Genomic DNA, 14677 nt, shown 5'->3' with positions numbered 1-14677 from the left:
CGAGGCGTTCCGTCCAGATTGTCCCATCAATCTCATGATCAACGGCGGCGGGCGGCGCGGGCGATGCGCCGGGTGCGCAGGGTGCGGGCGAGCACGGTCAGGAGCAGGGCGGTCATCGCCAGTGCACCGGGTGCCTTGGTGACGCGGGCCAGGTTGGTGCCGTCGGGCAGGGCCAGGAAGGCTGCCGCCGCGGTGGGCAGCACGAACCACGTCGTACGGGCGGCGGTGAGCGCCAGCAGCGCCAGCGGCCAGGTCGCGTACCAGGGGTGGAAGACTGGGGACAGGACGACGGTGGCGACCAGCGCCAACGCCGCGCCGCGCAGCGCCACCCGGGACCGCGCCACTCCCGAACACCCCACCTCGTTCAGCCCGCGCAGGGTCTGCCAGGCCCGCCACCAGAGCACTACCAGCACCCCGACGAGCAGCAGCAGCGCGACCGCTCGGAGGACCGGCACCGCCTGCGGGTCCCGGCCGACCAGCGCGCCGACGTAGTCCACGACGAAGCCCACGGCGGTGGGTGGTGACGTCCACTGCTCCGAGTCGCCGCTGTGGGTCAGCCCGCCCACCCAACCGAAGCCGAGGCCGGACACCGCCGAGGTGACCAGCAGCGCGGCGAGCAGCCCACCGGCCAGCCAACCACAGTGGCGTACCAACGCCCGAACGGTGTACTGGTCGGGCATCCCGGCCAGCACGGCGAACGGCACCACCACCACGGCGCTGGCCTTCACAGTGACCGCCAGCCCGAGCAGCGCTCCGGCCAGCAGCAGCGCCGCCGGCCGACCTGGTCGACGGACCACGACCAGCAGTCCACACAGCAGCAGGCCCAGCATCACGGCGTCGTTGTGCGCGCCGGCCACCAGGTGGACGCCGACCAGCGGACCGGCCAGCGCCAACCAGACCGCGCGCCGGGCCGGCACCCCGGCCGCCCAGCCGGTCGGCGCTCCCCGCCCCTGCCGGGCCGGCACCCCGGCCGCCCGCGCCAGAGCGGGCAGGCAGAGCGCGGCCAGCAGCAGCCCCGCCACGGCGATCACGCGCAGCGCCACGATGGTGCCGGTGAGCCCGCCGCCGAGACCGACGGCGAGGGCCGCGAGCAGGACGAACACCGGCCCGTACGGTGCCGGGGTGTCCCGCCAGATCGGCGCCACGGTGTCCAGCCAGGGGCAGCCCGCCGCCGCCACCCCCACTGTGTACGGGTCGACGCCGTGCGCGTACGTCCAGCCCTGGCAGGCGTACGAGTAGACGTCCCGGCTGCCCAGCGGCGGCGCGACCAGCAGCGGTAGCGCCCACAGCCCGGCGGTGACGTACGCCCAACGGGTCGACGGCGCACCCTCGCGCAGTGACCACCACGCCCCGACCAGCAGCACGGTGCCGGCCAGCCAGCAGGTCAGCGTCGCCGGGCCGTCCGGGGTTCGCCAGATCGACGCGGGTGTCGCGCCCAGCGGGGCGTCGGGCAGCGCCCCGCCGAGGTATCCGGCCACGGCGAGCAGAACCGCGCCGGCCAGGCCCGCGTACCGGGCACCCGATGACGCCGACGTCACAGGCGGCGGCGGAACAGGCGGGCCGGGAGCGGTCACCGGCGCACCTTCCCTCAATCGACGGCGACCGGCTGACGGGCCGCCCGAGCCGACCGTACCAACCGGATGACCAGCACGATCACCAACAGCGTCATCAGCGGCGCCCCGACCGTCTTGGTGTACCGGGGAAACCCGGTGCCGTCGGGCAGGACCAGGAAGGACGCGACCACTGCGACCACGATGAACCATCTGGTCCGTTGGGCGGTGGCCGCCAGGACGAACAGCGGCCAGGTCCAGTACCAGGGGTGCACGACGGGGGCGAGCGCGACGGTGAGGGCGAGCGCGAGGCCTGCGTGGTACAGCGGGTCGCGGGTGCGGGCCCGCCACCAGAGCCAGACGAGCAGTACGGCCAGGAGGACCACGGCGATCCCGCGGGTGACCGGCAGCGCGTCGATGTGACCGCCGAACAGCGCCGCGACGTACCCGGCCGTCTGGCCCACTGCTGTCGACGGGGACGTCCAGGCGATGGCGGCGCCACTCTGGGACAGTCCGCCGACCCAGGCGAAGTCCAGCCCACCGGCGACTGTCACACCGACAACGGTGGCGACGGTGCCGCCGACCACCCAGCCGCCGTCACGGATCAGCGTGCGGATCCGGTACGGCCCGGCGGTGGCCGCCAGTGCGGCGAACGGCACCACCACCACGGCGGTCACCTTGATCGCCACCGCGAGTCCGAGGAGCAGCCCGCCGACCAGCAGCATTCCGCGTCGGCCCGGGTGCGTCGCCACCACTGCCAGCCCACCGACCAACGCGGCGAGCATCAGCGCCTCGTTGTGGGGGCCACCGATCAGGTGCGCGGCGACCAGCGGGGAACCCAACGCCAGCCACACCGCCCGCTTCGCCGGCACACCGGCCCGACGCGCCAGCGCCGGCAGGGCCCACGCGGCGACGGCCACGCCGACCAGCGACAGCGCACGGAACAGCACGATGCTGGCGGTCAGCGAACCGGTGGCCTTCACCACGGCGCCCGCGATGAGCACGAACAGCGGCCCGTACGGCGCCGGGGTGTCGCGCCAGATGACCGACACCGTGTCCAGCCACGGGCAGGGCAGCGCGGAGACGCCCTGTTCGTACGGGCTGATGCCGCCGGCGAAGCTGGCGCCCTGGCAGGTGTACGCGTACACGTCCCGGCTGCCGAAGGGCGGCGCGATCAGCAACGGCAGCAGCCAGAGCCCGACGGTGACCAGTGCCCACCGCGTCGAGGGCCCCCCGTCACGCAGCGCCCACCAGGCGTACGCCATCAGGCCGGTGCCGACCGCCCAGGCGGCGAGGATCAGCGGGCCGTTGGGCCCCTGCCAGATGCTGACCGGGGTGCTGCGCAGGGGGCCGCTGGGAAACGCGCCGCCGAGGAAAGCGGAGAGCGCGAGCAGCATCGAGCCGGCCAGGCCGGTCCAGCGCGCGAGGTGGGAGGGCACGCCGGACATGCTGCCAGCCCGTCGGTGGGAGGCCGACGGCAGGCACTGTCAGCAGTGGCGCGCCGGTGCCAGCCCACTGGAGATCGAGTAGTCGCCGGCGGCGCGGACCCGTACCTCGGTCCACCCGTCCGCGCCCGGTCGCAGACAACCGTCCGGGCCGTTCAGAGTGAGCCAGCGTGACCAGCGCACCCGGACCGGCACGTCCCCGGGCGTGGCGGTCAGGCGGACCGCGCCGCGGTCGGCGGCGACGAGGTGACCCGGGGCACCGACCAGCGGGGTCGGATCGACCACTGCGTACATCTGCCAGGTGGCGTCTCGCCAGACCTCCCGCAGGTACGGCAGGCCGGCGCGGATCAGCGCGGCCTCGTCGCGGCCCCACCGGTCGGCGGGTGCGTCGGGGGCGAGCACCACGTAGCTCACCGCCTCGTGCCGTAACCACTGCTCGTACGTCTGCGCGTTCAGGTTGCCGTCGTAGAACAGCGCGTTGCGGTCGCTGTCGACCTGGCGTTCCCAACCTCGGGCCAGTGGCACCGTCGGCGGCAGGTACGCGGACTCCCAGTGGTCGCGCAGCGGCACCACCTCGACCCGCCCGACCGGCTGCCGCCTGTCGAGTTCGGCGACGAGCGGCTGGTAGAAGCCTTCGGCGCTCTCCGGGGCGCCGGCCCGGGTCACGTCGCTCGTCATCACCGGGGACTGCCACCAGACGGTCGCGGCGAGCAGCCCGGCCAGCCACGGTCCCGGCAACGCGGCGTATCCGGCCAGCACGGGCACTGCGAACAGCATCGGCAGCCGTAGCGCGTTGGAACCGATCGGGCTGGGCACGTAGTACGCCCCGATCAGGAGCAGCACGGTGAGCACCGCGCCGACGCGCAGTACCCGGCGGCGACGCGGCAGCACGACCGCCACCAGCACCGCGAGCGCGACGTTGATGCGCATCGACTCGGCCGAGTACGGCTGGGTGCCGCCGTTGCCGAAGACGAACGCCATCGGGGCGAGCGTGACGGCGGGTGCCACGGCCAGGACGAACCCCTCGACCAGTGGTCGCTCGGCTCGCCAGCCTCCGGGCAGCGGGCGGCCCGGCCCGTCACCGGTGCGCAGCGCGCTCAGCAGCAGCGCCGCGCCGGCCAGCCCGGTGAACAGGCCGGCGACCGGGCTGGCCGCCGTCGCCAGGGCGGCGCAGACGGCGGCGAGCGTCAACCGGAGCCAACGCGGTGGGCGTTGCGCGCTGACCGCGCAGAGCGCCAGCAGCCCGAACGCCAGCCCGACCGCGAAGGTGATGCGACCGCTAGCCAGGTTGGCGACCAGCACCACAGCGCCGAGGACGCCGGCCAGCAGTGGTCGGCGGGCCCGGTTACGGGTGAACAGCCAACCCAGCGCGGCAGCACCGACCACGGCGGCGACCGCCCCCAGCGGACGCACCCCGATCAGCGCGCCGAACCTGGCCGTGAAGAGGCTGTAGCCGTACTGGTTGACGCCGCCGTACCAGCCGAAGTCGACCGGCGCGGCCCCGTACCGCTCGGTGAACTCGGCGCGGGCCACCTGGGCGGCGAGGTCGGTGCCCATCGGCGGCGCGAGGAGGAACGCGACGGCGAGCAGCACCGCCACACCGGTCGCCGCCGCCCAACCCGTGACGCTCCGCCCGACTGGGGGCGGCGACGCGTCAGGCATCGAGGACCCGTTCGGCAGCGGCGCGGGAGCGGCGGCCGGTGCGCAGGTACTCGTCGAGGAACTCCCCCGGGTCGTCTCGGCCGAGTAGCCGGGCCACGCCGGCCAACTCCACGCCGTGCCGGGGCAGTTGGTCGCCGGCCCGGCCCCGGACCAGCATCAACGCGTTGCGGACCTGCGCGGCCAGGGCCCAACCGGCGGCCATCTCGGCGGCGTCCGCCGGGTCGATCAGGCCGGCCCGCTCGGCCGCCGCGAGGGCGTCGAGGGTACGCGTGCCGCGCAGCGCCGGGTTCGCGCCGGCGTGCCGGAGCTGGACGAGTTGCACCGCCCACTCCACGTCGGCGAGCCCACCGCGCCCCAGCTTGGTGTGGGTTGCCGGGTCGGCGCCCCGGGGCAGCCGTTCGGTCTCCACCCGGGCCTTGATCCGCCGGATCTCGACGACCTGCTCGCGGGTCAGCCCGTCGGCCGGATAGCGCACCGGCTCGATCATCGCCTCGAACTCGGCGCCCAGCTCGGCGTCGCCGCAGACGAACCGGGCACGCAGCAGCGCCTGCGCCTCCCACACCCGCGACCAGCGGGCGTAGTACTGCGCATACGCGGCGAGGCTGCGGACCAGCGGACCCTGGCGGCCCTCCGGCCGCAGGTCGGCGTCGACGCCCAGCGGCGGGTCGGGGGCGGGCACGCCGAGCAGTCGGCGCAGTTCCTCGGCGACGGCGTGCGCGGCGGCGCTGGCGGCGCTCTCGCTGGTGCCCGGCGGCGGGTCGTAGACGAAGAGCACGTCGGCGTCGGAGAGGTAGTTCGACTCGTACCCGCCGAGCCGGCCCATGCCGATCACCGCGAACCGCAGCCCCGCCGGTGCCGGCTGGCTGGCCTGAGCGGCCCGCAGCGCGGCGGCCAGTGTGGCGTCGGTGACGTCGGCGAGCGCCGTACCGACAGCGGTGATGTCGGACAGCCCGCGGGCGGGCCGGTTCGCGCCGTCCGCCCGGGTGGGGCTGGGCGCGAGCGCGCCGGCCCGGCAGAGCACGTCGGCGCAGGCCACCCGGACCAGTTCGCGACGTCGCAGCGCGCGCACCGCGCTGGTGGCCTCGACCGGGTCGGTGTGCCGGGCCGCCGCCGCCAGGAACCCCTCCCGCAGCACCTCGGGCGCGCGTGGCGCCAGCTCGTTCTCCTCGGCCAGCAGCCGCAGCGCCTCCGGGTCGCGGGCGAGCAGGTCGGCCACGTACCGGGACAGGGCGAGGACCCGGGCCAGCCGACGGGCGACCGGGCCGCCGTCGCGCAGCAGCCGCAGATACCAGGGGGTGCTGCCCAGCTTGTCGGAGACCTTGCGGTAGTTGAGCAGCCCCCGGTCCGGCTCCGGCGCGTCGGCGAACTCGCTGAGCAGCACCGGCAGCAGGGTGCGCTGGATGGCCGCCGTGCGGCTCACCCCGCCGGTGAGCGCCTGGAGGTGACGCAACGCCCCGGCCGGGTCGGCGAAGCCGAGGATCTCCAGGCGGTTCCTGGCCGCCTCCGGGGTGAGCCGCAACCCGTCGGCCGGCACTCGGGCCACCGACTCCAGCAGCGGCCGGTAGAGCAGTTTGGCGTGCAGTCGGCGTACCTCGGTGGCGTGGGTGACCCACTCGGCCCGGAAGCTCTCCACGGCGCTGCGCCCCGGCGCGGCAGTGAAACCCAGCGCGGCGGCGAGCCAGCGCAGCGCGCCCGGCTCGGCGGGCACCGTGTGCGTACGACGCAGGCCCTGGAGTTGCAGCCGGTGCTCGACGCCGCGCAGGAAGCGGTAGCCGCGCAGCAGGGCCTCGCCGTCGGCCCGACCGACGTAGCCGCCGGCGACGAGCGCGCGCAACGCCGGGATGGTGCCCGGCGGGCGCAGCGTCTCGTCGCCGCGACCGTGCACGAGTTGCAGCAACTGGACGGCGAACTCGATGTCGCGCAGCCCGCCGGGACCGCGCTTGATCTCGCGCTCCAGCTCCTTCGGCGGGATGTGGTCGATGATCCGGCGGCGCATGGCGCGGACGTCCTCGACCGCCTCGGGTCGCTCGGCCGCCCGCCAGACCAGCGGCGCGAGCTGGTCGATCCACTCCTGGGCCAGCGGCAAGTCACCGGCTGCCGGGCGGGCCTTGAGCAGCGCCTGGAACTCCCAGGTGCGCGCCCACCGCCGGTAGTAGGCAAGGTGGCTGGCGAGGGTCCGCACCAGCGGGCCGCGGCTGCCCTCGGGGCGCAGCGCGGCGTCCACCGGCCAGGCGACCAGCCCGCAGATGTAGATCAACCGGGTCGCCACCAGTGTCGCGGCGGACAGGTCGGCGTCCTCGGCGGCGACGAAGATGACGTCCACGTCGGAGACGTAGTTCAGTTCGCCGCCGCCGCACTTTCCCATCGCCACCACCGCGAGCCGGGGCCGCTCGGTCCCCTCCGCCAGCTCCGCGACAGCGATCTCGTACGCCGCGGAGAGCGTCGCGTCGGCCAGCGCGGAGAGCGCCGCCATCGTCTGTTCCAGGCCGCGACCGCCGGTCAGGTCGGCCGCCGCGATCCGCAACAACGCCAGGCGGTACGCGGTCCGCAGCGCCGCCACCGCGTTGCCGCCGTCGGCCGGCTCCAGCCGCCCCTCGGCGATCGGGGCGAGCCCGTCCGGGGCGGTCCGCAGCGCCCGGTAGTGCTCGGGGTGGGCCACCAGGTGGTCGCCGAGCGCCGCCGACGCGCCGAGCACGGCGATCAACCGCCGCCGTAGCCCGGGATCGGCGTGCACGTCCGCCAGCAGCGGCGATTCGGCGCCGCCTTCGGCGGTGCGGCCGTCGGCGGCCCGGCTTCCGGCGCCGCCTTCGATGCTGCGGCCCTCGGCCTCCACGATGCGGTGCAGTTGGCGCAGCGCCAGGTCCGGGTCGGCGGCCCGGGACAGCGCGGCGAGCAACTCCGCGGCGGCCTCGTCGACCGGCTCCTGCTCGGCCGGCCGCCACAGCCGCAGCCCCTCCGGGCCGAGCAGGTCCGCGGCGCGCGCGCCGCCGTCGCCTTCGGCGGTGCCGAAGCCGTACCGGGCGAGCCGGCCCGGTGCCCTGGTCGGCCGGCTCATCAGTGCCCGAGCAACGGCAGGCCGCGCCGCGTCGTGCTGTCGTCCAACTCGCCGAGGGCCAGCGCGGCGAACCGGGCGGCGAACGGCTGCCAGACCTCCTCGACGTCGGGCAGCACCGAGGCACAGGCCGCGACCACCAGCTCCGGGTCATAGCCCAGCTCGGCGAGTTGCGCCGAGTCGGTGGCCCAGTCGGCGATCATCGCGGCGTCGCACTCGATGTGGAACTGCAACCCCCAGGCCCGGTCACCGAGGCGGAACGCCTGATGCGGGTAGCGGGTGGAGGCGGCCAGCAGGGTCGCGCCCCGAGGCAGCTCGGTGATCTCGTCGGCGTGCCACTGGAGCACGTCCGGGATCAACGGCACGTACCGGAACAACGGGTCGTTCTCGGCGGCGTCGCGCCGGCCGACCACGCCGGGGCCGATTTCCGGCCCGGACGGGCTGCGCTCCACCAACCCGGCGTGCGCGGTGGCGAGCAGCTGCGCGCCCAGGCAGACCGCCAGGGTCGGCACCCGGTACCGGACGGCCTTGCGCAGCAGGCCCTCCACTGCGGGAAACCAGGGAGCGCCGGGCGAGCCGTCCGGCAACGGGTACGCCTGTTGGTCGCCGCCGAGCACCACCAGCGCCGCGTACCCCTCCAGGTCGGCGGGGAGCTCGTCGCCGGCGTGCGGGCGCACCACCCACAGCTCCAGCCCAGCCTCGGTCAGCCACTCACCCAGCCGGCGCGCGTCGTCCGTCGGGTCGTTCTCGATCACCAGCGCGGTTGCCACAGGTCGAGGCTAGCCGGTACGCCGCACGGCACCACCCCCCGGCACGGGCCCGCCCGCTGGGTGGCGGCCCGGCCATGGTCGGGGTGATTAGGCTCTGCGGTTGTGATCAGCGAGGACACCACCGCCGTACGCCCGCCCATGCTGCGCCCGGGTGACACGGTGCTACTGGTGTCGCCGTCCGGGCCGACCTCGCCGGAGCGGGTGGCCCGGGGCATGGAACTGCTCACCGGCTGGGGTCTACGCCCGGTGCCGGCGCCGAACGCGTACGCCCGCCACGGCTACCTCGCCGGCACCGACGACCTGCGCGCCGCCGACCTGAACGCGGCCTTCGCCGACCCGGACGTGCGCGGGGTGATCTGCACTCGCGGCGGCTACGGCGCCCAGCGGGTCGTGGACGCCATCGACATGGCCGCCGTCCGCCGCGACCCGAAGGTGGTGGCCGGCTTCTCGGACATCACCGCGTTGCAGTTCGCACTGTGGCGGGGCGCCCGCCTGGCCGGGGTGCACGGCCCCGGGGCGGCCTGGCGCGACGAGCGGACGCCACTGCGCTCCGCCGAATCCCTGCACGCGGCGCTGATGACCACCGAACCGGTGTCGATCACCGCGGTCCCCACCGAGGAGACCTTCGGCGTACGCGTACCGGGTCGCGCCACCGGCACCCTGCTCGGCGGCAACCTGTGCATGATCGCCGCCTCGATCGGCACGCCGGACCTACCCGACCTGACCGGTGCGGTGCTGTTGATCGAGGACGTGCAGGAGCCCCCGTACAAGGTCGACCGGATGCTCACCCACCTACGTCGGGCCGGCGCGCTGGACGGACTGGCCGGGGTGGCGGTCGGGCAGTTCACCGACTGCGGCGACGGCTGGGACACCACAATCGTCGACGTGCTCACCGAACGCCTCGGCGACCTGGGCGTACCGGTCCTCGGCGGCCTCCCCATCGGCCACGGCCCCAACCAGCTCACAGTCCCGGTAGGCACAACCGCCACCCTCGACACCGACACCGCCACCCTCACCGCAACCCCAGCAGTCCACTAACCCCCACCCGCCCCGCCCCCTCCCGCCCCGCGCCCCTCCCCCAGCTCCCCCCGGTGATCAAGAGGTTTGCGTCATGTTCGGGGCGGATCCTGACGCAAATCTCTTGATCAACCAGAGCGGGGGCGGGGGGAGGGGGAGGGAGATCGGCGGGTTGGTGGGGTCGGGCGGGGGTCGGTCAGAAGGTGGGTGGGGTTAGGTGGGCTACTGCGCCGATTTCCAGGGCGGCCCAGATGCCGGTGGGGGTGCGGGTGATGCCGTGCGGTTCGGCGTTGGGAGTGGGTAGGGCGTGGCCCTCGATCCGTCCGGTGGGGTCGAGGTGACCGATCCGGTTGGCACCCCACTCGGTGAACCACGCGCCGCCGTCCGGGTCGGCCACGATCGCGTGCGGGCGGGCGGTCCGGTCCGGCAGCGGGAACTCGACGATCTCGCCGTCCGGGTCGATCCGGCCAAGCTGACCGGCGGCGATCTCCACGAACCAGATGACGCCGTCGTCGCCCAGTGTGATGCCGACCGGGCCCGCGTTCGCGGTCGGTAATGGATGCAGCGTCACCCTGCCGTCGAGGTCGATCCGGCCGATGGCATTGGCCTGGTTGAGGGTGAACCAGAGCGCCTGGTCCGCGCCAGCAGTGATCATCGAGGCGAATCCCCCGGTCACCGGCAGCGGGAATGCCGTGTGGGTGCCGTCGGTCCCCACCCGGCCGATGGTGTCGGAGGTCATCCCGGCGTACCAGAGCGCGCCATCAGGCCCCGCCGCGATGCCACCCGGCCCGGTGCCGGCCGGCAGGGCGATGGTGCGCTGCTCACCGTCGACGGTGATCCGACCGATCCGGTCGTCTCCCGAGCGGGTGAACCAGAGCGCCCCGTCCGGCCCGGCCGTGATGATCAACGGGCGACCGCCGGCCGGATCCAGCGGGTAGGTCCGGACCGCGCCGTCGGGCGACAACCGGGCGATGCCGCCGGCATGGGCCAGCGTCAGCCACAGCGCGCCGTCCGGGCCAGGCGTGATGCCGTACGGCCCGGCGCCCGCCTCGACGAGTGGAATCTCCCGAATCTCGACGGTCATACCGTGGTGTCCTTCCGTCGGTGGATCGTCCACCCTGACCGCTCGGCCAGCGACCACACAACCGATTTCGCCCACCGCCGGCCCTGATTGTCAGCTCGCTGACAGGGTCGCCACGGCTCCCACCCAGACTCCCCGGTCACTGTCGGTGATGACAGCGCAGGATGACCGAACCTCTGGAGGACAGCATGTCCCGCACCATCCGTAGGAAGCACCTGCTGGCCGGCCTGGCCACCGCCGGCGTCCTCGGCGTCGGGATCGCGGCCCCGACGATCGCGTTCGCCGCCGACACCGCCACGCCGACACCGAGCGCCAGCACCGCCCCGGCTCCCGGCGGGGCCCCGGGTGCGAAGGCCGACCGGCAGGGCGAGTTCGCCGAGGCGCTCGCCAAGGAGCTGGGCGTGCCCACCGACAAGGTGACCGCCGCACTGGAGAAGATCCGCGAGCAGCACCGCCCGACCGACCGCCCGCAGCGCCCGTCCGCCGAGGACCGGCAGGCCGCGCTCACGCAGCGCCTGGACCAGGCCGTCAAGGACGGCAAGCTCACCCAGGAGCAGGCCGACGCCATCACCAAGGCCGTCGAGGCCGGCGTCTTCCCCGGCCCCGGCGGCCACCGCGGTCCGGGCGGCCACCACGGCGCTGGTACGCCCGGCAAGTAGTCCGGCGAGCCCGGCCCCGGCAGGCACCAGCAGGCCGGGGCCGGCCTTGGCCTGTCGTGCCCGGGGCAGGCCCGGGCCGCTCTGTCGTGCCGATCCCACGGCCAGGCCAGCCGGGCATCAGCGCGGCCCCGGGAATGGGGTCAGGGCTGCGGGGGTGGGGGCGTGAACACGCCCAGGTGGTTGCCGGCCGGGTCGAGTAGGTGGGCCAACGTGAGACCGCTCGGTGCCGTACGCGCTGGCACCAGGACCCGGCCGCCGGCAGCTTCGGCCTGCCGGCAGGTCTCCGCCACGTCGGCGACTTCGGCGTAGAACACCGTGTAGTTCGGCGACGTGCCGTCGGTCGCCCGGATCGCCCCGCCGATCCCGGTGTCGCCGCCGGCCTCGGTCACGCGGTAGGACCCGCCGTTGGTCGAGCCCTGCTCCTCGAAGGTCCAGCCGAACAGCTCCCCGTAGAACCGCTCCGCGTCCTCGGGCCGGTCGGTGCCGATCTCGAACCAGGTGATGGGCGTGGTGGACCTGGACATCTACTGCCTCCAGAATTTCGTGCCGGCCGTTCGGCCGTCGTCTGGAGCAGTCTCGGGGCCGTTGGCGACAGCGTCCTGTCGGTGTTTCCGGATCACCCGGCGGGGTTCCCCGCGACGAGGGCTACCAGGCCGCCGCGCCGAACTCGTCTCACACCAGGCTCAGCGGGCGGACCCGCTCGTGCGGGATGTCGAGATCCGTCAGGCGTAGCTCCCGGGCCACCACGTCGGGCAGCGCCCAGACGCTCCGGATCCGGTCGGTGCGGAAGCACCGCAGTTCGTCGCGCAGGCGGCACCAGGCGACCAGGTACCAGTGTCGGGAGTTGCCGAGGTAGCCGAGTGGCTCGACGTCACGGGTCGAGTCGGCGCCGGCGCGGTCGGCGTACCGGATGCGCAGCACCCGCCGCGCGGTGACCGCGTCGGCGACGGTGGCCGGGACGGGCGCGGCCGGCCCGTCGCCGATCAGGTGCACCCGGCCGGCGAGGCGGTGTGCCTCGGCGGCGTCGGCGGCCGGCAGCACCGCCACCAGCTTGCGCAGCGCGGTGGCGGCCGGCCCGGCGAACGGCGAGCCGGCGAGCCGGTGCAGCGCCACTGCCATCGCCACCGCCTCGGCGGCGGTCAGGTTGACCGGCGGCAGGGTGCGGGCGCGGTCCAGGACGTAGCCGCCGGTGCGCCCGGGCTCGGCCCAGATCGGCACACCGGCCTCCTGCAACGCGCCCAGGTCCCGTTCGATGGTCCGGCTGCTCACCTCGAAGCGCGCGGCCAGCCAACGGGCGCTGCGCGGCCGCGGTGACACCGCCCGTAGCTCCTCGACCAGCGCGTACAGGCGATCAGTGCGGTTCATGCCCGGCACGCTACGGCCGGGGTACGACGCCCACCGGCGCCCGCCCGCACGGCAACGCGGACGACTGAGACAGCGCCGCAGACGACCACCCGCGCGTCGACGCGGACAACCGGCTCAGGCGATGCAGGCGCAGACGATCAGCGCGGCCCCGAAGTGGGTGGCGGCGCTGACCCGGGCGGCCGGGTGCGGCTCGGGCGAGCAGATGACCTCGCCAAGCTTGCCGGGGGTGAGCAGGTCCAGCACCACGAAGGCCAGCGCCATGATCGCCAACCCGACCAGTCCGAAGACCACGGTGGAGGCGAGCCCCTTGCCGAAGTCGCTGTAGCTGGTGAGGATCGCGGTGAAGACGATCCCGGCGATGCCGAGCTGGTTGGCGGCGAGCAGCAACCCCGCGTTGGCGTTGCGCTCGACCCAGATCAGGTCTCGCAACCGGCCCGGGGTGAGCAGGTCGACGAGCCCGAAGCCGGCGGCCATGAGGCCGACGCCGACGATCCCGAACACGACGCTCTGCCAGGCACCGCTGAACAGATCCTCCAGCACCGACTTGCCTCCCGACTCTCCGCCCGGAGGGTACCGGCGCGGTGATCGAGACGATAGCGGCAGCGCGCAACGGCGTCAGCCCCCGCGTCTACAGGGCCAGGTAGCGCTGCCGCTCGTACGGGGTGACCTCACGGCGGTACTGCTCCCACTCGGCCCGCTTGTTGCGCAGGAAGAAGTCGAAGACGTGTTCGCCGAGCACCTCGGCGACCAGTTCCGAGCCGGCCATCACGTCGATCGCCTCGGCGAGGTTCTCCGGCAGCGCCTCGTAGCCCATGGCGCGCCGCTCCGCGCTGGTCAGCGACCAGACGTCGTCCTCGGCGCCCGGCGGCAGCTCGTACCCCTCCTCGATGCCCTTGAGGCCGGCGCCGAGCAGCACCGCGAAGGCGAGGTACGGGTTGGCCGCCGAGTCCAGCGAGCGGACCTCGACCCGGGCCGAGTTGGGCTTGCCGTACGCGGGAACCCGGACCAGCGCGGACCGGTTGAGGTGACCCCAGCAGACGTACGCCGGGCTCTCGGTGATCCGGTCGGGCAGGTGCTGCGGGAAGAGCCGCTTGTACGAGTTGACCCACTGGTTGGTGACAGCCGTGTACTCGCGGGCGTGCACCAGCAGGCCGGCGATGAACGACTTCGCCACCTTGGACAGCTTCATCGGGTCGCCGCTGTCGTGGAAGGCGTTGCGCTCCCCCTCGAACAGCGACAGGTGGGTGTGCATCCCGCTGCCCGGCTGGTCGGTGAACGGCTTCGGCATGAAGCTGGCCTGCACACCGGTGGAGAGTGCCACCTCCTTGACCACGTGCCGGAAGGTCATGATGTTGTCGGCGGTGGTCAGCGCGTCGGCGTAGCGCAGGTCGATCTCCTGCTGGCCGGGCGCGACCTCGTGGTGGCTGAACTCCACCGAGATGCCGATCCGTTCCAGCGCCAGGACGCCCTGACGGCGGAAGTCCCGGGCGACGGCGTGGGTGGTGTGCTCGAAGTAGCCGCCGGTGTCGACCGGGGTGGGCACCGAGCCGTCCTGCGGACCGTTCTCGAGCAGGAAGAACTCGATCTCGGGGTGGGTGTAGAAGGTGAAGCCCTTCTCGGCTGCCTTGGACAGCGCGCGGCGCAGCACGTGCCGGGGGTCTGCCCAGGACGGCCCGCCGTCGGGCAGCAGGATGTCGCAGAACATCCGGGCGCTCTCGCCGCTGACGCCGCCCTCGAAGGGGAAGACCTGGAAGGTGGTCGGGTCGGGCATGGCCACCATGTCCGATTCGAAGACCCGGGCGAAGCCCTCGATCGCCGAGCCGTCGAAGCCGATGCCTTCCTCGAAGGCCGCCTCGAGCTCGGCGGGTGCCACCGAAACGCTCTTGAGCGTGCCCAGAACGTCGGTGAACCACAGCCGGACGAACCGGATGTCCCGCTCTTCCAGCGTGCGGAGGACGAACTCCTGCTGACGGTCCACTTCCCCAACCCCTCGCGACACTTTTTGTCCGCCTTGGCCGGGCTGTACCCGGCCTGATCGCCCAGTGTTCCCGGGCCTGGTTACGCAGACGTTACGCG

At 73.9% G+C, this 14677-nt stretch carries 12 protein-coding genes; 2 read left to right on the top strand and 10 right to left on the bottom strand.

All coding sequences use genetic code 11. The features are described 5' to 3' along the window. Window positions 1-38 precede the first annotated feature (38 nt). Genes mptB (OG992_RS29065) through OG992_RS29045 form a run of 5 tightly spaced genes read right to left on the bottom strand, consistent with a single transcriptional unit; the run spans window position 39 to window position 8479 of the window. Window positions 39-1574, bottom strand: coding sequence for a polyprenol phosphomannose-dependent alpha 1,6 mannosyltransferase MptB (gene mptB / locus OG992_RS29065; protein ID WP_266304821.1), 1536 nt, complete (start codon window positions 1572-1574; stop codon window positions 39-41). Window positions 1575-1588: 14 nt separating this feature from the next. Then, entirely contained in the window at window positions 1589-2989 is a 1401-nt protein-coding gene (mptB, locus tag OG992_RS29060) for a polyprenol phosphomannose-dependent alpha 1,6 mannosyltransferase MptB (protein WP_266304820.1), read from the bottom strand. A gap of 48 nt (window positions 2990-3037) precedes the next feature. Next, a complete protein-coding gene (locus OG992_RS29055; protein WP_266304819.1) occupies window positions 3038-4657 on the bottom strand; it encodes a hypothetical protein in 1620 nt (539 codons plus the stop codon). Continuing rightward, complete coding sequence (locus OG992_RS29050; RefSeq protein ID WP_266304818.1) at window positions 4650-7712, bottom strand: bifunctional [glutamine synthetase] adenylyltransferase/[glutamine synthetase]-adenylyl-L-tyrosine phosphorylase; 3063 nt, start codon at window positions 7710-7712, stop codon at window positions 4650-4652. The genes OG992_RS29055 and OG992_RS29050 overlap by 8 nt, the downstream gene beginning before the upstream one ends. Further along, a complete protein-coding gene (locus tag OG992_RS29045; RefSeq protein WP_266304817.1) occupies window positions 7712-8479 on the bottom strand; it encodes a type 1 glutamine amidotransferase in 768 nt (255 codons plus the stop codon). The genes OG992_RS29050 and OG992_RS29045 overlap by 1 nt, the downstream gene beginning before the upstream one ends. A gap of 102 nt (window positions 8480-8581) precedes the next feature. Here OG992_RS29045 and OG992_RS29040 point away from each other — a divergent pair, with 102 nt between their 5' ends. After that, window positions 8582-9517, top strand: a complete 936-nt coding sequence (locus tag OG992_RS29040; RefSeq protein ID WP_266304816.1) for an LD-carboxypeptidase — start codon at window positions 8582-8584, stop codon at window positions 9515-9517. 175 nt (window positions 9518-9692) lie between these two features. On the opposite strand, the gene OG992_RS29035 is transcribed toward OG992_RS29040, so the two are convergent. Beyond that, on the bottom strand, window positions 9693-10580 hold the full coding sequence (locus OG992_RS29035) for a virginiamycin B lyase (RefSeq protein WP_266304815.1): 888 nt from the start codon (window positions 10578-10580) through the stop codon (window positions 9693-9695). Window positions 10581-10765: 185 nt separating this feature from the next. On the opposite strand from OG992_RS29035, the gene OG992_RS29030 reads away from it, so the two are divergent. Further along, window positions 10766-11236, top strand: a complete 471-nt coding sequence (locus OG992_RS29030; protein WP_266305291.1) for a hypothetical protein — start codon at window positions 10766-10768, stop codon at window positions 11234-11236. Between the two features lie 140 nt (window positions 11237-11376). Here OG992_RS29030 and OG992_RS29025 read toward each other — a convergent pair whose 3' ends face one another. The 4 genes from OG992_RS29025 to glnA all read right to left on the bottom strand — a co-directional run bounded on the left by OG992_RS29025 (window position 11377) and on the right by glnA (window position 14579). Beyond that, window positions 11377-11760 carry a VOC family protein gene (locus tag OG992_RS29025; protein ID WP_238687291.1) on the bottom strand — a complete coding sequence of 128 codons (384 nt, stop codon included), beginning with the start codon at window positions 11758-11760 and terminating at the stop codon, window positions 11377-11379. A 148-nt stretch (window positions 11761-11908) separates the two neighbouring features. After that, complete coding sequence (locus tag OG992_RS29020; protein WP_238687290.1) at window positions 11909-12601, bottom strand: YafY family protein; 693 nt, start codon at window positions 12599-12601, stop codon at window positions 11909-11911. 114 nt (window positions 12602-12715) lie between these two features. Beyond that, window positions 12716-13141 carry a DUF350 domain-containing protein gene (locus OG992_RS29015; protein WP_112582646.1) on the bottom strand — a complete coding sequence of 142 codons (426 nt, stop codon included), beginning with the start codon at window positions 13139-13141 and terminating at the stop codon, window positions 12716-12718. An 88-nt stretch (window positions 13142-13229) separates the two neighbouring features. Further along, on the bottom strand, window positions 13230-14579 hold the full coding sequence (glnA, locus tag OG992_RS29010; RefSeq protein WP_091409557.1) for a type I glutamate--ammonia ligase: 1350 nt from the start codon (window positions 14577-14579) through the stop codon (window positions 13230-13232). Between the last annotated feature and the right edge of the window lie 98 nt (window positions 14580-14677).

The organism is Micromonospora sp. NBC_00362, assembly GCF_026342155.1.
GTDB lineage: Bacteria > Actinomycetota > Actinomycetes > Mycobacteriales > Micromonosporaceae > Micromonospora > Micromonospora hortensis.
This window is presented reverse-complemented; position numbering and strand designations above follow the sequence as displayed.